The 22,718-nt window shown below is 42.8% G+C and carries 16 protein-coding genes and 1 pseudogene; 12 read left to right on the forward strand and 5 right to left on the reverse strand.

Going from position 1 to position 22,718, the window contains the following annotated elements; genetic code table 11:
- The first annotated feature begins 175 nt into the window (after positions 1–175).
- From AC6UDD_RS05970 to AC6UDD_RS06000, 7 genes and pseudogenes are all read left to right on the forward strand, one after another.
- A complete protein-coding gene (locus AC6UDD_RS05970; RefSeq protein ID WP_500697021.1) occupies positions 176–1,462 on the forward strand; it encodes a cation:dicarboxylate symporter family transporter in 1,287 nt (428 codons plus the stop codon).
- A 378-nt stretch (positions 1,463–1,840) separates the two neighbouring features.
- Positions 1,841–3,172 (forward strand): annotated as a pseudogene (locus AC6UDD_RS05975) (aspartate aminotransferase family protein).
- An 18-nt stretch (positions 3,173–3,190) separates the two neighbouring features.
- Positions 3,191–4,654 (forward strand): APC family permease, encoded by a 1,464-nt coding sequence (locus tag AC6UDD_RS05980; protein ID WP_500719640.1) that lies wholly within the window; start codon positions 3,191–3,193, stop codon positions 4,652–4,654.
- A 96-nt stretch (positions 4,655–4,750) separates the two neighbouring features.
- Positions 4,751–5,977: an argininosuccinate synthase gene (locus AC6UDD_RS05985; protein WP_500719641.1), complete on the forward strand. Its 1,227-nt coding sequence runs from the start codon at positions 4,751–4,753 to the stop codon at positions 5,975–5,977.
- Positions 5,974–7,350 (forward strand): argininosuccinate lyase, encoded by a 1,377-nt coding sequence (gene argH / locus AC6UDD_RS05990; RefSeq protein WP_500719643.1) that lies wholly within the window; start codon positions 5,974–5,976, stop codon positions 7,348–7,350. Before AC6UDD_RS05985 ends, argH begins: the two co-directional genes overlap by 4 nt.
- A gap of 145 nt (positions 7,351–7,495) precedes the next feature.
- Entirely contained in the window at positions 7,496–8,965 is a 1,470-nt protein-coding gene (locus AC6UDD_RS05995; protein ID WP_500719645.1) for an ABC transporter substrate-binding protein/permease, read from the forward strand.
- Positions 8,958–9,719, forward strand: a complete 762-nt coding sequence (locus AC6UDD_RS06000) for an amino acid ABC transporter ATP-binding protein (protein WP_500719647.1) — start codon at positions 8,958–8,960, stop codon at positions 9,717–9,719. The genes AC6UDD_RS05995 and AC6UDD_RS06000 overlap by 8 nt, the downstream gene beginning before the upstream one ends.
- 30 nt (positions 9,720–9,749) lie before the next feature.
- Here AC6UDD_RS06000 and AC6UDD_RS06005 read toward each other — a convergent pair whose 3' ends face one another.
- The 5 genes from AC6UDD_RS06005 to zwf all read right to left on the reverse strand — a co-directional run bounded on the left by AC6UDD_RS06005 (position 9,750) and on the right by zwf (position 17,559).
- Positions 9,750–11,300 carry a bifunctional metallophosphatase/5'-nucleotidase gene (locus AC6UDD_RS06005; RefSeq protein WP_500719649.1) on the reverse strand — a complete coding sequence of 517 codons (1,551 nt, stop codon included), beginning with the start codon at positions 11,298–11,300 and terminating at the stop codon, positions 9,750–9,752.
- 4 nt (positions 11,301–11,304) lie between these two features.
- Positions 11,305–12,552, reverse strand: coding sequence for an MFS transporter (locus tag AC6UDD_RS06010; protein ID WP_500719651.1), 1,248 nt, complete (start codon positions 12,550–12,552; stop codon positions 11,305–11,307).
- A 310-nt stretch (positions 12,553–12,862) separates the two neighbouring features.
- Positions 12,863–14,410, reverse strand: a complete 1,548-nt coding sequence (locus tag AC6UDD_RS06015) for a multicopper oxidase family protein (protein ID WP_500719652.1) — start codon at positions 14,408–14,410, stop codon at positions 12,863–12,865.
- Between the two features lie 136 nt (positions 14,411–14,546).
- Positions 14,547–15,977: an NADP-dependent phosphogluconate dehydrogenase gene (gnd, locus tag AC6UDD_RS06020; protein WP_500719654.1), complete on the reverse strand. Its 1,431-nt coding sequence runs from the start codon at positions 15,975–15,977 to the stop codon at positions 14,547–14,549.
- Between the two features lie 106 nt (positions 15,978–16,083).
- Complete coding sequence (zwf, locus tag AC6UDD_RS06025; protein ID WP_500719656.1) at positions 16,084–17,559, reverse strand: glucose-6-phosphate dehydrogenase; 1,476 nt, start codon at positions 17,557–17,559, stop codon at positions 16,084–16,086.
- Between the two features lie 734 nt (positions 17,560–18,293).
- Here zwf and apf point away from each other — a divergent pair.
- From apf to AC6UDD_RS06050, 5 genes are all read left to right on the forward strand, one after another.
- A complete protein-coding gene (gene apf, locus AC6UDD_RS06030; RefSeq protein ID WP_500719658.1) occupies positions 18,294–19,121 on the forward strand; it encodes an aggregation-promoting factor in 828 nt (275 codons plus the stop codon).
- 328 nt (positions 19,122–19,449) lie between these two features.
- Entirely contained in the window at positions 19,450–20,130 is a 681-nt protein-coding gene (locus AC6UDD_RS06035) for a WxL domain-containing protein (RefSeq protein ID WP_500719660.1), read from the forward strand.
- 98 nt (positions 20,131–20,228) lie between these two features.
- Positions 20,229–21,317 carry a DUF916 domain-containing protein gene (locus AC6UDD_RS06040; protein ID WP_500719662.1) on the forward strand — a complete coding sequence of 363 codons (1,089 nt, stop codon included), beginning with the start codon at positions 20,229–20,231 and terminating at the stop codon, positions 21,315–21,317.
- Positions 21,318–21,337: 20 nt separating this feature from the next.
- On the forward strand, positions 21,338–21,739 hold the full coding sequence (locus AC6UDD_RS06045; protein ID WP_500719666.1) for an LPXTG cell wall anchor domain-containing protein: 402 nt from the start codon (positions 21,338–21,340) through the stop codon (positions 21,737–21,739).
- A gap of 7 nt (positions 21,740–21,746) precedes the next feature.
- Positions 21,747–22,715 (forward strand): WxL protein host-binding domain-containing protein, encoded by a 969-nt coding sequence (locus AC6UDD_RS06050; RefSeq protein WP_500719668.1) that lies wholly within the window; start codon positions 21,747–21,749, stop codon positions 22,713–22,715.
- Positions 22,716–22,718: the final 3 nt, after the last annotated feature.

Below are 22,718 nucleotides of genomic sequence, written 5' to 3' on the forward strand. Positions count from 1 at the left end.
CGAACACAGAAGTTAAGCTTCAGCACGCCAAGAGTAGTTGGGGGATCGCCCCCTGCGAGGGTAGGACGTTGCCACGCAACCCAGAGTTTTTAACCAATTTGGTTAGGAACTCTTTTTTTGTGTCGTAAATTAGGTGTATAATTACCAACAATTAAGTCATAAGGGTAGTGATTTTATGAAAAAGCAACGCTGGTACCGTTTTTCACTCGGTTGGCAAATTGTATTTGGCTTGTTTTTAGGGATTATTTTAGGTGTTATTTTTTATCAGAATAAAGATGCCATTAACGTGATGCAAAACATTGGGACCATGTTTATTAGCTTGATTCAAATGATTGTTTTACCAATTGTGGTTTCCTGTTTGACGGTTGGAATTGCCGGAATGGGTGATATCAAAAAGGTCGGACGAATTGGAGTCAAGACCCTAGTTTACTTTGAATTGATGACCACTGTTGCCATTATTTTGGGTCTCCTGGTCGCTAACATCGCTCATCCTGGAACTTACATCAACGTCCATCAAATGCATGGATCGACTGACATTAGTCAATACATAGCGACTGCCAAACAGTCTAAGAACACGGGGATCTGGTCCATGATTATGAACTTAATTCCTACTAACATCTTTGCGTCATTAAGCAAGGGTGATATGATGCCGATTATCGTCTTCTCGGTCTTCTTCGGTTTGGGGACCGCTGCGATTGGTGAAAAGGGTCAAATTATCATTAACTTCATGAGTGCCGTCTCAGAAGTTATGTTTAAGATCACGAACTGGGTTATGCACCTAGCTCCCATCGGAGTATGTGCTTTAATTGGCGTGACCTTGGCCGAACTAGGAATTAAGGCCCTGTTGCCATTAGGTTATTTTGTTTTCTTAGTTTACCTCACCATGCTTGTCTTCGTTCTCGTAGTGATGGGAGTAGTGGCACGTCTCTGCCATTTCAAGCTCTCGGACCTTTTGGCAGTTATCAAGAATGAAATTGTGTTAGCCTTTTCGACTGCCAGCTCCGAGGCGGTTCTACCAAAGATGATTCAAAAAATGGATCACTTTGGCGTTAGTCCATCAATCGTTTCGTTTGTTATCCCAACCGGATACACCTTTAATCTTGACGGTTCGGCAATCTACCAGTCACTAGCGGCTCTTTTTCTTGCCCAGGCCTATAACATTCACTTATCCATAGGACAACAGGTCACCTTGCTGATTGTGTTGATGATTACTTCAAAGGGAATGGCCGGAGTCCCAGGCGCCTCCTTTGTCGTGTTGCTTGCAACCATCTCAACCATTGGGGTTCCAATGTCCGGTCTGACCTTCATTGCGGGCATTGATCGGTTCATTGATATGGGTCGAACCGCAGTCAACGTGGTCGGCAACTCACTTGCGACGGTGGTAATTGGAAGTTCTGAACATGAATTTAACCGGAAGCAAGCGAATAGTTACGTTAAACAAGTTAAATCAAAAAAAGCATAATGATAAAAGCTGAGGTTGGAAGTTTAATCTGACCTCAGCTTTTCTTTTGTCGTTTGTTAAGAAATTGATAAAAAAGCATTGACAGGATTGGTCGTTTCAATTTACAATCAGTGAAACTAATGAAAGGAAGTTTTAGCGATGACGACACCAGTATTTTCCATGATTAGCGTTTTATTATTCATTTTAGTCACAGTGATAATTAAAAATTGTGTGGATAATAAGATGCTTTTAAGTCAGAGCTAACTTCTTCTTTAAGTCCTCACAGTTTTGTTGGTAACTGCGAGGGTAAGTAGGTAAAGTCCTCCAGTTACGTGAACTGGGGGGCTTTTTTTATTATCAAGAAGTTAACTTTAATAAATAGTTTAAGGAGGGTTTGAAATGACAAATAAAGAAACGCTGGATCACGAACAGCAGGCCTATTCAAAGGCGGCACGAATTGAGTATTTTGATATTGTAATTAAATCAGGGACAGGAGCCATTTTAACGGATGAAGATGGCCGCACTTACATTGATCTCTTATCCAGTGCATCATCAACTAATACCGGACATTGTCATCAGAAAGTTGTCAAAGCCATTTCAGACCAAGCTAGCCGGTTGATTCAATACACTCCCGCCTATTTTGCGACTTCTGAGGAAGCTAAGTTAGCGCCACGATTAGCTAAATTAGCCCCAATTGATGGACCAACTAAAGTGGCTTTTGGTAATTCTGGATCTGACGCGAACGATGCGATCATTAAATTTGCGAGAGCGTTCACGGACCGGCAATACATTGTGAGTTTTACTGGTGCTTATCATGGTTCCACGTATGGTGCAATCAGCACTTCCGCCGTTAGTCTTAACATGTCACGAAAAATTGGGCCACTCTTACCTGGCGTGGTTAAGGTTCCCTACCCAAGTCCATGGAATCGTCTAAAGGGTGAAAGTGATGATGAATTCAGCGATCGGATGTTTGAGGCCTTTAAGTTGCCATTTGAAACTTATTTACCAGCTGAAGAGACGGCGGTCATTGAGGTCGAGGCCATTCAGGGTGATGGCGGTTTTATTAAAGCACCAGAACGATTTTTAAATCGTGTGTATCGATTTGCCAATGATCACGGGATCCTATTTGCCGTAGATGAGGTTAATCAAGGCCTTGGACGCAGTGGGAAGATGTGGTCAATCGACTACTTCAAGGATGTTCATCCAGATTTAGTTGCAATTGGGAAATAAATTGCGTCTGGATTGCCGCTCAGTGCCGTTGCGGGTCGAAAAGAAATTATGGATGCTCTTGATGCGCCTGGGAATACCTTTACTACGGCTGGTAATCCAGTGTCGGCGGCCGCTGCTAACGCTACTCTAGATGTCATTAAAAATGAGCACTTAGTAGAACGAAGCGCAAGATTGGGCAAACTGGCCAACCAATTCTTTAAGCAAATGGAAAACCGGTTTCCCTTTATTGGTGACGTTCGGATGTATGGATTAAATGGTGGAATTGACATTGTTGACCCGCAGACCAAGAAACCAGACGGTGATGCTGCTAACAAACTGATTTATCGGATTTTTGAGTTGGGTGCGATCATGATTACCGTTCGTGGCAATATTTTACGATTTCAACCACCATTGGTAATTAAAGAAGCTGATTTAAAAAGGGCCTTTTCAATTATTGAACGAGCAATGCAAGAATTAAACGACGGAAAATTAACTAAATCACCCGCAAACATGGGTTGGTAATCAAAAGGAGTTTGAAGCATGAAGAATATTTGGCACAAGATGAATGAGAAAGTTGATTTTCATTTTTACATCTCCAAGGACAAACACTTGGAAAAAACCATGACCGTAAAAGACTTTTTGGCCCTTGGTCTTGGCACCATCCTGTCAACGTCAATTTTCACGTTACCGGGGATTGTAGCCGCTAAGTACACGGGTCCGGCCGTTGTCATTTCGTTCATCCTGGCAGCACTAGTAGCTGGCCTGGTGGCAATGAATTACGCCGAGATGGCGTCCGTCTTGCCCTTTGCCGGCTCTGCTTATTCGTGGATTTCGGTCCTGTTCGGTAAGTTTTGGGGTTGGATCGTTGGCTGGGCGCTACTTGCGGAATACCTAATAGCCGTGGCCTTCGTTGCCGCTGGACTCTCATCAAACGTTCAAGGACTAATTTCGCCACTTGGAATTACGCTACCAAAGGCAATTTCTTCTCCACTTGGAACTAATGGTGGGGTCATTGATATTATTGCTGTTTTGGTGTTGGCACTTGTCACCTACATCTTGATGCGTGGGGATCAACAAACAACTCGGATCTCAAACGTGTTGGTAGTGTTGAAACTGCTGGCAATCGTTGCCTTTATCGTGGTTGGTGCGACCGCCATCAAGGCTCAAAACTACGTTCCATTTTTCCCGAAAAGTCACCCGAATCCTGATGGGACGGTCTTCGGTGGTTGGCAAGGAATCTACGCCGGAATCTCAACGATTTTTCTCTCTTACATTGGTTTTGATTCCATTGCCTCTAACTCTGGTGAGGCGAAGAACCCGCAAAAAACGATGCCACGCGGCATCATTGGTTCGCTAGTGATCGCTACGATCTTCTTCATCTGTGTTTCACTAGTGTTGGTAGGGATGTTTAAGTACACCTTGTACACCAACAACGCCGAGCCGGTTGGCTGGGCCCTTCGACAGAGTGGTCACACCATTGTTGCCACCGTCGTTCAGGCCGTAGCGGTTGCCGGGATGTTAGTGGCTTTGATTGGAATGATGATGGCCGGTTCTCGTTTAATCTATTCCTTTGGGCGTGACAAAATGTTGCCCAAAGCCGTTGGCAAACTGAATCAGAAAAAAATTCCAAGTAACGCACTCTGGATTATTACCATCATTGGAATCATTCTGGGAGCCGTTTTTCCCTTTACCTTCCTCGCTCAATTGATTTCAGCTGGTACGTTAATTGCCTTCATGGCGGTCTCGCTGGCCATGTATCCACTCAGACGACGCGAGGGGAAAACCCTCCCCAAGGCGGCTTACCGGATTCCTTTTTATCCAATCTTGCCAGCATTAGGCTTTTTGGGTTCCCTCGCTGTCTTTATGGGACTTGATATTCAGGCTAAAATTTATGCGGTCGTTTGGTTCCTGTTGGGTGTCATTATTTACTTCGTTTACGGTATGCGTCACGCCGACTCCAAGATTCCCGACAGTGATGATCAAGAGATTGACGAGAACCTTTAAGTTTTGAATATGTGACTTTTATCCCAAAGGTGGTTGAAAAATCAATATTCGCGTAGTACTCTTAGAACAATCTTAAAAGAAAAGGGTGAATTAGTAATGTCAGATAAAAGGAAAAAAGTTGTTCTAGCATATTCTGGTGGTCTTGATACTTCAGTTGCCATCGCTTGGTTGACTGATAAAGGTTACGACGTCATTGCGACTTGCGTCAACGTTGGCGAAAACAAGGACCCCGAATTCATTAAAAATAAAGCGCTAAAGGTGGGTGCCGTCCGCTCATACGTCATTGACGCTCAAGATGAATTCGCTGATGATTATGCTTCCATCGACTTACAGGCCAACGCCATGTACGAAGGATCGTATCCGCTTGTTTCTGCTTTATCAAGACCCTTGATTGTAAAGAAATTGGTTGAGGTCGCAAAGAACGAAGGCGCCGAAGCGATCGCTCATGGTTGTACCGGAAAGGGAAACGATCAGGTCCGGTTTGAGGTTGCTATTCATGCCCTTGCCCCCGACTTAGACGTGTTAAGTCCAGTTCGTGACTGGCACTGGTCTAGAGAAGACGAGATTGAGTACGCCAAGGATCACAATATTGATATCCCAATTGATTTAGATTCGCCATATTCAATTGATAGTAATATCTGGGGTCGTGCTAACGAAGCCGGGGTCTTAGAAGATCCATGGGTGAGTGCCCCAGAAGATGCCTTTGATATGACCAAACCGGTTGAAGAAACTCCCGATGAACCAACCGAACTAGAAATTACGTTTAAAAAGGGTCTTCCAGTTGCGTTGAATGGCAAACCCATGAAGTTCGCTGATATCATCAAGGAGTTAAATACGATTGCCGGTGAAAATGGAATCGGTCGAATTGACCACATTGAGAATCGGTTAGTTGGGATTAAATCCAGAGAAGTCTATGAGACTCCTGGAGCAACGGTACTCCTTAAAGCTCACAAAGAACTCGAAGATTTGACCTTTGAAAGAGGCTTGGCACACTTCAAGCCCATTGTTGAAAACGAAATCAGTGAGGTCATCTACGACGGACTCTGGTTCTCACCACTAATGGAGTCCCTTCAGGCCTTTTTGAAGGATTCACAGAAACACGTCAGTGGAGTGGTCAGAGTTAAGTTATTTAAGGGTAACGTCACCGTCCTTGGCAGAAAGTCAGAGAACTCGCTGTATGATAAGGATCTTGCTACCTACACCTCATCGGATTCATTCGACCAGGTGGCTTCCAAGGGCTTTATCAAATTGTGGGGTCTTCCAACCAAGGTGAACTCTCAGGTTCAGATTAAAAATCAAAAGCAAAAGGACAAAAGTAAATGAGCGATAAACTATGGGGTGGTCGCTTTACCGAGCAACCTGATGAATCGGTTGATAATTTTGGTTCGTCAATCTCTTTTGACCAGTTAATGGCCGACGAGGATATTGAGGGATCACTGGCTCACGTGAAAATGCTAAAAAAGACTGGCATTCTTCCCGCTGGCGACGTTAAACAGATTGTCAGCGGCTTAGAGGGCATTCAAACCGACTTGCACGCTGGTAAAATCAAGTTCTCCAAGGCAAATGAAGATATTCATATGAATATTGAAAAGATCCTCACCGATCGGATTGGTCCTGTAGCAGGAAAACTCCACACGGCGCGTTCCAGAAACGATCAGGTGGCAACGGATTTTCATTTATACCTAAAAAAACGGCTTCCCAAAATCATTGACGAGATTACGACTTTACAGAAGACGTTGGTGAAGATGGCGGATGAAAACGTGGAAACCATCATGCCGGGTTATACGCATCTCCAGCATGCCCAGCCCATCTCATACGGCCACTATTTAATGGCGTACTACCAGATGCTGAAGCGTGACAAGGAACGTTTTGAATTCAACAAGAAGCACACGGACATGTTGCCACTGGGCGCGGCAGCCCTTGCCGGGACGACGTTTCCCATTGATCGCCAGTTTACTGCTCAAGAACTTGGTTTTGATGAGGTCTATGCCAATTCGTTAGACGCCGTTTCTGACCGTGACTTTGCCCTGGAATTTCTGAGTAACTGTTCCATCTTGATGATGCATCTATCCCGTTTCTGTGAAGAGATTAGTATGTGGGTTAGTTACGAGTTTCAGTACTTAGAAATCAGTGACGAGTATTCGACCGGAAGCTCGATCATGCCGCAGAAGAAAAATCCAGACATGGCCGAACTGATTCGGGGGAAGACCGGGCGCGTGTACGGTGACTTGATGGGACTTCTGTCAACCATGAAGTCACTACCTCTGGCCTATAACAAGGACTTACAGGAAGACAAAGAAGGGGTCTTTGACGCGGTTAAGACCGTCTTGCCAGCACTCAAGGTGTTCAACGGGATGCTTTCCACCCTAAAGGTCAATAAGGACAAGATGCGTGATAGTACCAAGCATGATTTATCAAACGCAACCGAACTGGCTGACTACTTGGCCGCCAAGGGGGTTCCGTTTCGTGAGGCCCATGGAATTGTTGGTAAATTGGTCTTGAACTGCATTCAAACCCATCGTGACTTACAGGACATGAGCCTAGAAGAGTTACAGAAAGCCTCATCTGTAATCCAGGACGATGTCTATCATGAACTTGATCCAGAAGTGGCCGTAAAGCGCCGCAACTCCGAAGGTGGAACTGGATTTAAGCAGGTCAGAGCGCAGATTGACAAGGCTAAAGCTGAATTAAAATAAAAAAAGCAAAAAAGACTGAAGCCGCATGACTTCAGTCTTTTTGCGTTCTTTGGTAGCAAATTTTCTTAAATTAGATTTGCTTTTCATTTCACAGGTGGTACACTTTGAAAAATTAATTAAGAAATTGTTAAGGAGATGAAGTTCAATGAGTAAGTCGAAGTTAAAGACTGTCATGCAGTTGTTGTTGGTCGTTGTCATTGTTGGAATGGGTACCTTGTTAACACGACGACCAGCACACGCGGATGACCAATCGTTGAACCGAGTCAAGCAATCGGGCACGCTGACGGTCGGCACCGCCCCGGATTATCCTCCGTTTGAGTTTCAGGTTAATAAGAATGGGGAACAGGACGACGTTGGACTTGATATTGACATTGCCAAACAGATTGCGAAGAATTTACACGTTAAGCTGAAGATTAAGAACATGAGCTTTGATTCTTTGCTAGTAGCTGTTCAGTCGGGCAAGATTGACATGGCGATTGGAGGAATTAATCCCACTCCCGAACGGAAGCAGAATGCTGATTTTTCCAAAATTTACTATAGCGGTGGGCAAGATTTTCTCATCAACAAAAATGATGCCGGCAAAATTAAAAACAAAAATAGTTTAAAGGGGCAAAAGGTTGGAACGCAGACCGGGACCCTGCAACAAAGTTTAGCCAAACAGTACATCCCCAACGCACACGTGGTTGGGATGGACAAGACGCCGGATTTGGTCCTGGCGCTTAAGACCCACAAGGTTGCTGCCGTCGGGGTTGAAAAGCCGGTGGCTCAAGCCTATGTCGCAAACGATCATGCTTTAAAGGCCGTTGATTCTGGTTATAAACTAAATAAAAACGACGTTGGGACTGCGATTGCGTTTAAGAAGGGCAATACGTCACTTGTAAACGCCGTCAATCAAAGTATTGATCAGATCCATAAAAAGAATCTGATACCACAGTACCTAAAGGACGCCGGGAAACACATGAAGGTTAATACCCACAACACGTCAATGTGGCACTACTGGAAATACTTCGCCACTGGGGTTGAGTACACTTTAATTATCTCGGTCGTTTCCGTCTTCTTCGGGATCATTCTTGGAATCATCTTGGTACTGATGAGACTCTCGAAATACAAGTTCTTGAGTTGGCCGTCAGTTGCCTACACCGAGTTTGTCAGAGGAACACCCATGATGGTGCAGGTCCTGTTCGTTTACTTTGGATTAGGCGTTCTGGTCAACATTCCCGCGTTAACCGCCGGAATCATCGCCGTTTCTCTAAACAGTGGCGCTTATGTCAGTGAGATTATCAGAGGTGGGATTAACGCCGTCGACAAGGGCCAGTCCGAAGCATCAAGAAGTCTGGGTCTCTCCAAAAAAGACATGATGGCTTCGGTCATTTTACCGCAGGCCTTTAAGAACATTTGGCCCGCCCTTGGAAATGAATTTATCACCATTATCAAGGACAGTTCCATCGTTTCAATCATTGGAGTAACAGAAATCGTGTACGAACTAAACATCGTTCGTGCTGACACTTACAGAGGAGTGGCACCAATTGCCGTCGCAATGATCCTGTACTTTATCCTCTCGTTCTCGTTGTCAAGAGTGCTGAACTACTTTGAAAGAAGGATGAACCATGACTAAAACTGATAATGAAGCGTTGATTCAAGTCAACGATTTGAAAAAAGATTTTGGAGCAAATGAGGTCTTAAAGGGCATCGACGGTACCATTAAAACGGGGCAGGTCATCTGTGTGATTGGACCGTCTGGTTCCGGGAAGAGTACTTTTCTGCGGTGTCTGAACATGTTAGAAGAACCCACCAGTGGACAAATTATCTTTGATGGAAAGGACCTAACGAAGTTTAACCACAAAGAAGTGGCTACTTTAGGGGAACGGATTGGCATGGTGTTTCAAAGCTTTAATCTTTTTCCTAACATGACTGTTTTAGAAAATTTAAAGTTGGCTCCTAAGAAAGTGAAACACTTAAAGGACAAGGAAGCGGCTTCAATTGGATTGAAATTACTAGACCGAGTGGGATTAAAGGGAAAGGCCAATGTTTATCCGTCCAGTCTCTCTGGTGGGCAAGCCCAAAGAGTTGCCATGGCTAGAGCACTTGCCATGAATCCTCAGGTTATGTTGTTTGATGAACCCACGAGTGCACTTGATCCCGAGATGGTCGGTGAAGTGCTTCATGTCATGCAGGGACTGGCTAATGAGGGCATGACGATGATAGTTGTGACCCATGAGATGGGCTTTGCGAAAAAGGTGGCTGACGAAGTCTGGTTTATGGCTAATGGTTACATCCAGGAAAAGAATACGCCGGATCAGCTCTTTGACCATCCCCAAAACCAGCGAACCAAAGAGTTTATCGATAAAATTATTAATGAAGATGAGTAAATAAAAAGAGCTTCCAAATGGAAGCTCTTTTTATTTTCTGACCGTTAAATTATTCGGGATGGTGGCGACATAGGGGTCATGTCGTTTTAGGTACTGCACAATTAAGTCGGAAGCACTGTCTGGACTTTCGTTGATTACCTTCCGGGCGTTAAACATGTCATAGTCGCCACCACCAATGGCCCGATAGTTATTTAACGCGACCTTTAATTCTTGATTATAAGCAACGGGTTGATCGTGATAGTTGAGTTTAACCACCCGGTTGCCAACTGGTTGGGAGATGTCAAATTCATAGTCAATTCCACTGTAAATGTCGTAGTTGAATAGTTGCATTTTGGGGGTGATGAATTTGGGGTCAATGACAATCTTGCCGTTTTGAATGGTGAAAAATTCGGCACATTTTTCGAGAGCGCGTTTTAAATCCGCTCCGGTAATTTTTTCGGCCATGATGGTGTTGGGATAACTGTAACCGTTGATGATTTCCCGCATTGAGATGTCATGATGAAAACCCTTAATGTCATCGTTGAAGAGGGCGGTTCCGGCGATGTCGACGTTCATCGCGTCCATCTCCACCCGATTGATAAAGTCGATGTATGGATGATTGTTCATTCGGACCCTCATGGGATCATCAATCAGCATGCTTGCTCCGGTGGTCTGGCCCATTGGTTGATCCAGCCAGTCTTCCACCTCGTTTTCGATTTGATGATCGGGAATTAGGTCATAGTCAGGCTGGGTGTCAGCCGTTGAAATGAGGTGACTTGAACTAGCGACAGACTGTTTGTTGGGAGTTAGTTCCAGGTCAATTTCACCGACGTCACTTCCGTTAACTCCCGGTTGAGTGAATGGAACACCATTAATCTTTCCGGATAACTGACGGTGCTGATGACCCGTAATGAGGGCGTCGATTCCAGGGACTTCCTTCGCGATGCGGTAGCCTTCGTTTTCTAACGTGTCCTTTTCGGTTGGCTGACCGGTTTTGGAATCGGCTTCAATCCCACCATGATAAGCAACGATGACCACATCAGCCTTTTGCCGTAATTCGGGGACATATTGTTTGGCCGTCGCTAATGCTGAGTTAAATTTTAATCCTTGAATGTTATCGGGACGCTCCCAATTGGGAATAAAGGCGGTCGTCAGTCCCAAAATGGCAAACTTGACGCCTTTTTTCTCGATAATTACGTACGGATGGTCGGCAATCTTGTTCGAAATGGCACCCTCGATGTTGGCGTTTAAAATGGGGTAGTTGCGTTCACTCTCAGTGTCCCTAATGTACTGTTGACCGTAGTTGAACTCGTGATTTCCTAGGGTAGCAGCATCGTATCCAACGTCAGCCGTTATTTGACTGAGAAGACGACGTTTGTCTGCACCTTGTTCTGACAAAAAGGTTGAGAATGGTGATCCCTGAATCCAATCCCCATTTTCAATTGCTACGACAATTTCGTCGGCCTTTTCGTCCTGTTTTGCTTTTTTGATGATGGCACCCGCTTGAAGCATGCCAAGTGAAGCGTGGTTATTACGGGTGGTGTAGTTGGTGGGGTACACGTATCCGTGCACGTCACTGGTTGATAAAATTCGAACTTTCAAGTTATTATGCCACCTTTTCCGTGTTTTCTGACGTTGTGATTGGCGCCTTGTTTTCGTGTTTTAATTCCTTGATTGACAGCATGATTACGAAGCTAACGAGGTAAATCCCGCTTAAAAAGAGGATCACCGCCATGAGGTTAAAGCGATCCATCAAGAATCCAATCAGGACGGTGGAAAAACTACCGACACTTTTGGCAATACTCATGATGGTGTTGTTGGCGGTTGCCCGAATCTCGGTTGGATAGAGCTTGCTGACGATGGTTCCATAACCACTATACATCCCGTCGGAACAGAAACCAACGATTCCACCACCGATTAGGAATTCCAACTTATTTTGGGCGATAATCAGCAAAAAGACCGATGCAGCGGCGGCTAGTAGCCAGATGCCGTATGCTAGGCGACTGCCGAGGTGATCCTGAACGATTCCGAAGCACATGATTCCTAGTGACATGCCGACGATGGTCGCAATCATCCAGAGGGATGAACCGGCCACTGAGATGTGCATTCTTTCTTGAGCAATTGAGGGAAGCCAACTAATCAGACCGTTGTATCCGGCAATGTGGATCATGAACATAATCATGATTCTGACCGTTAGAAAGCATTCTGCTGGAGTGGCGAATAATTCGGTCCAGTGGCTGAAATCACGGTTAGGATCTTTTTCGATGGCGTTCCGGTTCTCGGTAAATTCTTTACTCTCAGGTAAGTGAAATCTGATAAACCAAGCTAAGATAACGGGAACGATCCCAATGAAGAAGAGGACGTGCCAACCGAAGTGAGGAAGGATAAAGGCAGATAGGAGGGAGGCAATAATTGAACCAACCTGACCGCAGACTCCAGCAGCGGCCGACAAGCGACCGAGGTATTTCTTGGAGAAGGCCTCACTTAGCATGGTAATCGCAATCCCGTACTCACCAGAATTACCGACCCCGATGATGATGCGAAAGAGACATAGCATCCAGAACGAGTTGGTAAGTCCCATTCCGGCGGTTCCAATGGCGTAGATGATGATCGTCCAGCAGAGGGTTTTGACTCTGCCATAACGGTCAGCAATTGCGCCAAAACCAATGCCACCGAAAATGGATCCGATGGCAGTAATGGCTGGCAGTAAACCACCCTGAGCCTTTGAAATATGTAAGCTAATGATGATTGAAGCCAGTGCCAGTGACATGAACATGGCGTCCATTCGTTCCAGGATGAACCCAATCCCAGTTGACCACGTGATTCGCTTTTGATACTTTGTCAATTTTGGCATAAAAAAATTGTCCTCCCATTTAATTCTGTAGGGTCCAGATTCGCCGCACAAAATAGCATGAGAACACAATCGTTCAATCATTATATGGATAACATGTTATGCTTGTGGCTTCTCTGAACCATTTAAAGCTTTATATTGTAATTAATATTATCATAAACTTAATAAAATGCAACGGGACAAGTTTGTAATTATTAGATGATAATTGGTTGAATTTGCATCATAACGCTTATTTTTAACATTAATAAATTACATAAATGATTTTACCCACAAAAAAACAGCCGCATCACTGCAGCTGTTTTATAATCTTTAATTAACACATGTGGATTCCCATCTTTTTGTATGAATTCATAGCTGGGATGTCTAAGTCCTTCACTGGGATGCCCTCTTCTTTTGAAAGAGCGTTCAAAAGGGTATCCATGTTCATTAACTTGTACTTCTTGTGTGGATCATTCTTGTCATAAGCTTGAATCTGGAGCATCATGCCACCGTCTTCGTGTTCCGTGATGTGACAGTGATACATGTAAACGCCAGGGAAGTCGAATTTAACTTGCAGGCGAACTACTTCACCGGGGTTAACTCCAATGGTGTCCTTCCAACCGTGTTCGTTTGGATAAGGGTCACCACCGTTTCTGGAAAGTACTCGGAATTGAGTTCCATGCATGTGGTATGGGTGAACCATCCCGCCATCCATTTCGTTGGAGTTAGATACTTCCCAAATTCGTTCTTTGCCAACTTCTTGGCGATCGTCGATTCGTTGCATGTCAAACTTCTTGCCGTTGATTTCAACGGATTCGTCCATTCCAGACATAGCTGCCTTATGAACGGGAGCGTCTTTGTCAATCTTGGCAAATGGTGGCATGTCAACGAGGTGATCTGGCAACTTGGTGTCATCTGGTGCGAATTCATGAATCTTAAACGTCATGATGGGAACATCATCGGAGTAAAGTTGAACTTCATCACCAGGCTTGTAACCACTGAAGTCAACGATGACTTCATCACGTTCGGCACAAACCATCATGAGATGAGTAAACTCAACTGGTTCAGGAAGAATTCCACCGTCAGAACCAATCTGAGTGAACTTCAGGTCGTCATCGAAGTGAAGACGCCATTCACGACGGTTGGAGCCGTCAAGAAATCTGAGTCGTACTCGTTGGGTGGTAACGTCAAAGTAAGGGTTCACGGTACCATTAATCATGGCCGTTGGACCCTGAACACCATCTGGGTCATAGTCTTCTTTGTAGTTTAGTTGGTTACCCTTGTGGAAATGACGGTCTTGTAAGACAACGGGAATGTCATCAACCCCGTAATTTCTTGGGAAGGGTAATTTAGACTCAATATCATCTTGAACCACTACTGGAGTTGCAAGGCCCTTGTAGACTTGTTCAGAAGTTTCTGGACATGGATGAGCGTGCAACCACAGTGTGGCAGCAGGTTGATCCACCGTAAATTCAATTTCACTGCTTTCACCAGGGTAAACTGGTGCGTGACAACCACCGTCAACGTATGGTCCGGAAACATTTAGTCCGTGCCAATGGAAGGTGGTTAATACTGGTAAGTCATTTTTCAAGGTTACGTGCATGTGTTTACCCTCTTTTAAAATGATGGTCTTACCTAAAATACTAGCGTTGTAACCCCAAGTCTTAGTCTTTTCACCGGGTAGGATCTGGGTCTCGCCTGGTTGAGCGTCCACCGTGTACCACATGTCGGTATCGGTTTCTTTATCGGGCTTCAAGACTTCAGGGATGTTTAATTTGTGTTCTGGGACATCGGGCACCTCGAGTGGAATGTATCCACCGTCATGGGTGTTAAAAGCTGGTTCGTCATAGAAATAATCGTTGTATACTTTTCGTTCGGACATTGTTTTGTTCCTCCCTAATTGTTTAACTATCTACTACATCATCATAATACAGCTTTTTAGACTATAATGCTTGTTTGTTAGCTAAAAACATAGAAAAAGATCGACTATTAAAGTCGATCTTTTTAAAACGTTGATTTTATTGTTCTTTGTACCATGGGTAATGGAAGTTACCTGGACGGTCAGTACGTTCGTAAGTGTGAGCACCGAAGTAATCACGTTGTGCTTGAAGCAAGTTAGCTGGAAGTACTTGAGCTCTGTATGAGTCGAAGTATGAAACAGCAGCTGACAATGATGGAACCGGAATTCCAGCTTCAGTAGCAAAAGCAACGATTTCTCTAGCTGCACCTTGGTACTTGTTGGCGATGTCTGAGAAGTAAGGGTCCATTAACAAGTTAGTTAACTTAGGATCTTTATCAAAGGCATCAGTGATGTTTTGAAGGAATTGGGCACGGATAATGCATCCAGCACGCCAAATCTTAGCTAATTCATCGTACTTCAAGTCCCAACCGTAGTGTTCTGAGGCCATTCGCATTTGTTCGAAACCTTGAGCATAACTCATGATTTTACCGAAGTATAATGCTTGACGAGCCTTTTCAACGATTTCGTCGCTGTCAAATTTAGGTTCTTTGGCAGGACCATGAAGGACCTTTGAAGCAGCCATTCGTTCGTCTTTCATCATTGAGATGAAACGAGCGTAAACAGCTTCAGTGATAACTGATTGAGGAGCACCAATGTCTAAGGCATCGATTGAACTCCACTTACCAGTACCCTTGTTGGCACCACGGTCTAAGATTGCGTCAACGATTGGCTTGTTCTTGTCGTCACCTAAGTCATCTTTTCTAGTCAAGATGTCAGCAGTGATTTCGATCAAGTATGAGTTTAATTCACCTTTGTCCCAGTCTTTGAAGATCTTTGCTAGGTCGTCAACTGAGTAACCAGCAGCGTTTCTTAAAAGATTGAAAGTTTCGTCAATTAACTCTTCGTCACCGTATTCGATACCGTTATGAACCATCTTTACGTAGTGACCAGCACCATTAGGGCCGATGTAAGTAACACATGGTTCGCCGTCTTCGGCTTTAGCAGCAATCTTTTCAAGGATTGGAGCAACACGGTCGTAGGCTTCTTTTTGACCACCGGGCATTAGTGAAGGACCTTTAAGGGCACCAAGTTCACCACCAGAAACACCCATTCCGATAAAGTTAATACCTGACTTAGCAAGTTTTTCACTTCGAGCCATCGTATCGTGGAAGTTAGTGTTACCACCATCAATAAGGGTGTCACCCTTGTCAAGCAATGGTAGTAATTCGTCAATAACAGCATCAGTTGGCTTACCAGCTTTAACCATTAATAAGATCGTACGAGGTTTTTGAATTGATTCAACAAAATCCTTGACGTTGTAACTAGGAATCAAGTGCTTGTCGCCATGATCCTTCATTACTTGTTCAGTCTTACTTGCACTACGGTTATAGATTGCAACTGTGTAACCGCGACTTTCAATGTTGAGGGCAAGGTTCTTACCCATAACAGCCATACCAACAACACCGATGTTTGCTTTTTTATCAGCCATAATATACCTTCCTTTTCGAATATATATGTTAATTCATTACACTAGTAGTTTACCATTTCACATTAGAATTGTGAAATAGAAACTTCAAATTTTGTAAGCACTTTCTTTACTTTTCAGCAGGGAAGTACCAACTGTGACCATCGCGAGCTAATAACTCGTCTGCTGCCTTTGGTCCCATTGAGCCTGGTTCGTAGTTAGGAAAATCAGGTTTGGTTTCGTCCCAGTACTTCTGAATGGGGTCAACGTACTTCCAAGCGGCGGCGACTTCTGGCCAGCTTGCGAAGTTGGTGTGATCACCATTTAAGATGTCATGGAAAAGACGCTCGTATGGTTGAGGAACTTCTGAAGCTCGAGCATCATTTTGTAGATAGCTGAGGTCAATGGTTTCGGTGTGGAAACCTTGTTTGGAGTCCTTGACGTTGACTCTCAATGTAATTCCACCACGAGGGTCAATTAAAATTGAGAGGACGTTGGTTTTAAGAGTATCTGGCAAACCGGCTTTACTGAAGATGTTGTTAATGTCTTTTTTGAAGACAATGTCAACTCTAGTGGCCTTGGCTTTTAACTTCTTACCAGTTCGAACGTAGAAAGGAGTGCCCTCCCATCTCGGAAGATTGTAAGTTACTTTTCCAGCAACAAATGTATCATTATTAGAATCGTGTGGAACGTCTGGTTCGTCACGGTAGGCAGCTGAACCACTACCAGCTCCGTACTGACCACGAACGAAGTTTTCTTTGACACCCTCGGTATCGTAGAAGTTCATGCTTTCAAGGGTTTTGACTTTCGTAGCACGAACGTCAGTGTCAACAAATGATTCTGGTTTGTCCATTGCAAGGAGGGTCATGATTTGCATGGTATGGTTTTGAATCATATCACGTAAAGCACCAGCTGTGTCATAATATCCGGCACGGTCTTCAACCCCAAGTTTTTCGGATAGGGTGATCTGGACGTTATCGATGTAGTTATGATTCCAAACAGCATCGATGATGGGGTTACCGAATCGAATAACTGGGATACTTTGAACCATTTCTTTGCCTAAATAATGATCGATGCGGAAGATTTGGTCTTCCTTAAATGCAGCGGTTAATTCATCATTTAGTTTTTCAGCAGATTCGTAGTCTCGACCGAATGGTTTTTCAATTACCAAGCGGTTAAAGCCACCATTGTCTGAAAGAACGTGTTGTTCCTTCAGATTTTTAGCAACGGTTCCAAAGAACCTTGGGGCCATTGAAACATAAAAGATCCGATTACCATTAAGTTCGTATTTCTTGTCAAGTTCGTCGGCTAATTTACTTAAGGCCTGATAATGTTCCACGTTGGTAACATCATGAGATCTGAAGTAAAAATGACTAGCAAACTCTTCAGCTTGTTCTTGATTATCTGCTTCTGATGAGATGGAATCCAAAACCATTTTTTGAAATTCCTCATCGGTGTGGGGTCGTCTAGCTAATCCCAGCAGTGCAAAATGATTGTCAATACTGCCCTTTTTGTAAAGTTCAAATAAGGCTGGATACAACTTTCGCAAAGCAAGGTCACCAGTGCCACCGAAAAGCATGAATAATGCACGGTTAGCAGTTGCCATTAATACTCACTCCTTTTAATAATTATAGTTATTCGTATACAAGACCAATTATATAACACTACTGCTACCAAAAAAAGTGGTTTATTCCTTATTGTTCCACATATGAAAGCGCTATCTAAAGTATTCCTAACTTGACGCATTTCTTCATTATAAGAAGGTCAAAATAATTTTTTGATTACTAAATTGGTACAGGTCATAAAAAGTTTAACCGTCAAAAATATACTGGTAATTTAAACAGCATAAAAAAGTTTTCTACCATAATAATAGAAAATTAGTAGAAACTGAGCGGTTAAAATTGAAATGATAGTGAGAAAGTTAAAGCTGAGGATGAGGACGATATGAATCTAATGATCTTTACACTACTATAGTAGAAACTGGTCAAAAACGGAAAATCTAGCTTGAATTAACCTGAAAACATGGTTGTCAAACTTTTTTTGGAGTAATTTTGCAGAAATTGAAGGGGATATATGGCAAAAAAACGAGCGAAAATTACAAAATGACACAGAAAACACTCAATAATCCGGTGATTTTTAGGGTTATGTTGCAAAAGATGTTACTTATGTTACAAAATAACAGAAATCGGCGATTTTTTTAAACACTGTGTTATTTGTGTGTAATGTTTACCGTTTAGTATATACATTGTTGATTGATACAGGAGATCAACGAATTTAAAAAACAGAAAACCGGAAAACGAAAATTAGTTAAGAAATTTAGATATAGGAGTGATTATTATTATGAAGTCAAAAAGTATCAAGGCCGTAGTTTTATCAAGTGCCGCAGCATTAGGTTTATTAGCAGTAGGTGCTAACACCACCCACGCTTCAACAAACGTTACAGTTAAAGCAGGTGACACTGTTTCAGAAATTGCTCAACAATACAAAGTTTCTGCTAACCAAATCGCCAAAGCTAACCATTTACAAAATGTTGATCAAATCTCAGTTGGACAAAGATTAGTAATCCCAACTGGCGTTACTGTTCCAAACGCAGTATCACAACCAGCACAAACTACTAGTTACCAAGCACCAAAGACTACTCCAGCTGTTAAAGCCCCAGCTGCTAAGGTTGCACAACCTGTACAACAACCAGTTGCTGCTCAACCAGCTCAAGCACCAAAGGCTAATGTACAAGCCCCAGCTGCTCAACCAGCTCAAGCTCCTGTACAACAAGCACAACCAGCACAACAACAAGCTAATGCTCAATCAACCCAAGCACCAAAGGCTAATGTACAAGCACCAGTTCAAAAGAGCACTCCAGCTCCAGCAGCACCACAAACTAACCAAAGAACTTACGCTGTACAAACTAATGTTAAACCAGCTAACGTTAGCTACTCAAACAACGGTGGTGACGATGCAGCCAAAGCTTGGATCACTTCACGTGAATCAGGTGGCTCATACACTGCTTCAAATGGTAACTACTACGGTAAGTACCAATTATCTAAGTCATACTTAAACGGTGACTACTCAGCTGCTAACCAAGATCGTGTTGCTAACCAATACGTAACTTCACGTTACGGTTCATGGTCAGGTGCTCAAGCATTCTGGCAATCACACGGTTGGTACTAAGATAGATTTATACTAACTAATTATTAAGAATTAATTGAAGTCACGGTGATCGAATTGGTCACCGTGATTTTTTTAGCTTGAAAAATAATCGATATATAAGTTATACTAATAGTAGACTTTTGCATGAAGCCAGTATTCTGTTAGAATATTGTGAAAAGAAGTGGGTGTTGTGAAATTTTTCCTATTTTTATTGCACAAGGATTTTATTCTATGGTATAATGTCTTTGTGAAAGATGTTATTAGATTGCGTGTCTGTGGTGCTTTATCACCATCACAAACATACAATTTACTAGCAATAAAATAATATATTTTTTGGAGGTAGTTTTTTATGGAAGCAAATATTGGTAAGAAATTAGTTTTGGGTGTGGCATCATTAGCAGCCGTTTTAGGTTTGTCAGTGGCCATGGAGAACATTAATGTAAATGCTGCTCCTGTTGCTCTTCCAGCAGACACTAGTGCAACTCCTAATGACACTACTGGTTCTGTACAAGGGCAATCAAAGGCTCACGTTCAAGTAAGAACCGGATACTTAACTTTGCAAGAAGTTCCTGATTTAAACTTCGGTGAAGCAGCTAACAACAATAATCCACAATTCGGGATTCCATTGCATGATAACCAAACCGGTAATGGTAAGCCACAATTAGTGGTTGTTGATGGACGTACCGTTAAAGATCAACCAAATGGTGCTGGTTGGAGTGTTTCAGCCGCTTTAGGTCAATTTAATGATCAACCTGGCAATGGTTGGGGTGTTCAATTAAATCAAACTGCTCATACGAATACTGTCGGAAGTGACGTTGAAGTTAATACTCCATTACTTAACGCTGGATCTAACAATGCTTCCCAAGTTCTTTCAGCTAACGCTGGTCAAGGTTTAGGAACGACTTCAGTTAACTACTCAAAGAGTACTGACGCTAGTTTGAACATGCCAGCTAACGTTACCCCAGCTGATTACAACGCACCAATTATTTGGACTCTTAACGCACAAGGCCCACAAAACCCAACTGCCTAATAGTTCTTTTTAAAGATGTATTATATAACCGAGAAGACAGGCCAAGTGCGGTTTGTCTTCTTTTTAATAAACAAGAAAATTAATTAAGTAATTAGGACGTGATTGTAATTTTATCAAGATTAAAAAAAGCCTGGTTACCGTTTTTACTTGCCGTTGCAACCATTCTTTTGATGATTCCAGTCCTTGGAACCTTAAAAACGAATGCAGCCCAAGGTCCATCAATTGCGGTTAAACCAAATTACACTAAGAATCAAATTAAGCAAGATGGAGTGATTTTTGTTCAAACCAAGCCGGGTCAAACCCAACAAATTAGTTTGAGCATCGTTAATTTATCCAAGTCACCCCAGTCCTTTAGTATTGAACCGACGACTGCTTTTACTTCCGGTGGTGGTGCCATTGCGCTCAATCCCACCAATAAGTTTCCGACTGATAAGACTTTGAAGTATAAATTCAAAGATTTAGTCCAAGGCGACAAGAAGCAGACGATTAACTTAGCTCCTAACAAGGGAACCAACGTTAACTTTAACGTCAAAGCTCCGGACAAGACCTATCAGGGTGTCATCATGGGTGGACTGTACGTTAGCCCACAATTGCCACCTTCTGCAGCTAAGTTAAGGGGAGTTAGTGTTAATAATAAGTTTGCTTTAGCAATGCCCGTCTATCTTCGTGACAACACTAATCAAGCCATTAAGCCGAAGCTCACGGCCCAAACCATTAAACCGGGAAAGGTAGCTAGTGAACCGGTGATTTATACCAAGTTGGCAAACGAGAAGCCCACGACGATTAGTCAAATGCATTTAAAAGACAAGATTTACCGAAAGAGTAATCCGAAGAAGGTCTTGAGTAAGGCAAATCAGGGTAGCTTGAGTATGGCACCAAATTCCAACTTTAATTTTATGAATAATTTTGGCAAAAATGCGTTGTTACCCGGTAATTATCATTTGAGTTTGCAGGCTTCGGACATTAACGGAAATAAGTGGGACATTGAAAAAGATTTCCATATTTCAATTGCTCAAGCAGCAATCAATAATGCTAATAAAAACTGGTGGTGGATCATCCTATTGATTATCTTGTTAATCTTAATCTTGATCTTAAGCTACGTTCTGTACCGTCAACACCAAAAACAAAAGAAGTTGATTGCCTCACAGCAAGCAGAACTTGATAAAAGAAACGATCAATCTAAATAACTAGGTTGGGAGATGTACAAATGCGAATACAATTTTCTAAGTTTTTAAGGATGGTATTGTTAACTGGATTAACGATTTTAGTGGCCATTGGATTAGGGTTGAACGTTGCTTCGTTTGCAAAGAGCGAATCTAATTCAAACACCACAATTCGTGTTGGTAGAAATGTAACCCCGGCACCCAATGGACAGGGTGGTCAGCCCGAAGACATGGCTAGTAAAACTCCGGGTCCCTCTGAATCAGAAGGCACTAAAATTCCACCAACCATTGCTGTTAGTGGAGAGCAACACGGTACGTTACCTCAAACAGGACAAATGCTCCAATGGGGAACAATGGTAGCCGGAGTAATTTTTCTCTTTATTGCTTTTCTGATTATATTAAACCGTCATTTCATTAAAAAATTAGAATTGAAGAATTCGAAATAAAATTCAAATGCGAAAACTAATTAAAATTATAATTTTAGTTGGAGTTTTGTTGATTGAACTATTTGTGCCAATAACTTCTAAGGCCAATTCGGATGACTATACGTCATTTTCTGTCACGCCAGTTTTGGGTGGACTTCCGCTTCAAAAGGGTAAGGAGTATTTTGCGATTCAAGCTAAACCGAATCGGGAATACCAGCTCCCGCTTCTTTTGAAAAATCACGACGACCGTCCCCTTAAAATTAGGTTAACGCTGAATAATGCAACGACCACGTCGAGTGGCAGTATTTCATACGCTAATCCAAGCGTGCTTAAAAATGATCAGAATTCGGTTTCTAAACAAGTTGTTGGAAAGCTTAAAAGAGACGTGAATTTAGCCCCAGGTTCAAGTAAGGTAGTCAATTACCGAATCAGGACGAATTCACGAGTTATGGGAACAGAACTTGCTGGTATCACTGCTACGGGAGTGGATCCTTCCGTTTCAAACGAGAAGGTTAACAGTTTAGCCAGTTATGTTATTGGAGTTTCGTTAAATGGACAGGATGGATTGAAATTAGATCGTTTAAAAATTTCAAACATTGAGAGTGGAAATTATGATGGATTAAATGCGTTTAAAGTTACGATTAAGAATAATTACCCACAGCTGATTCAACATGCGAGGGTGCGAGTCAAAGTTTTTCATAACGAAAAATTGGATACGGTAAAGGAATATTCAGATGTCAGTATTGCTCCGAATACTCCTTTGGTGTGGACAATTCCCAATCAAAAATTGCAGCCTGGTAGGTATCGGATGGATGTTATGATCCATTCTGACAAGCAAATGGTTCGATTGCACAAGACGTTTACCCCACTAAAGTTATCAAACCAAGTAGGGTCATACGTACCGGTTCTAATTGTGGTATTTTTGACCATCGAGATTTGGATTATTTTTTGGATTTGTCGGATGTTCTATCACAAAAAGAAAAATAAAAAGAATTGAGAA

It is taken from the genome of Fructilactobacillus sp. X2R1C3, assembly GCF_059901425.1.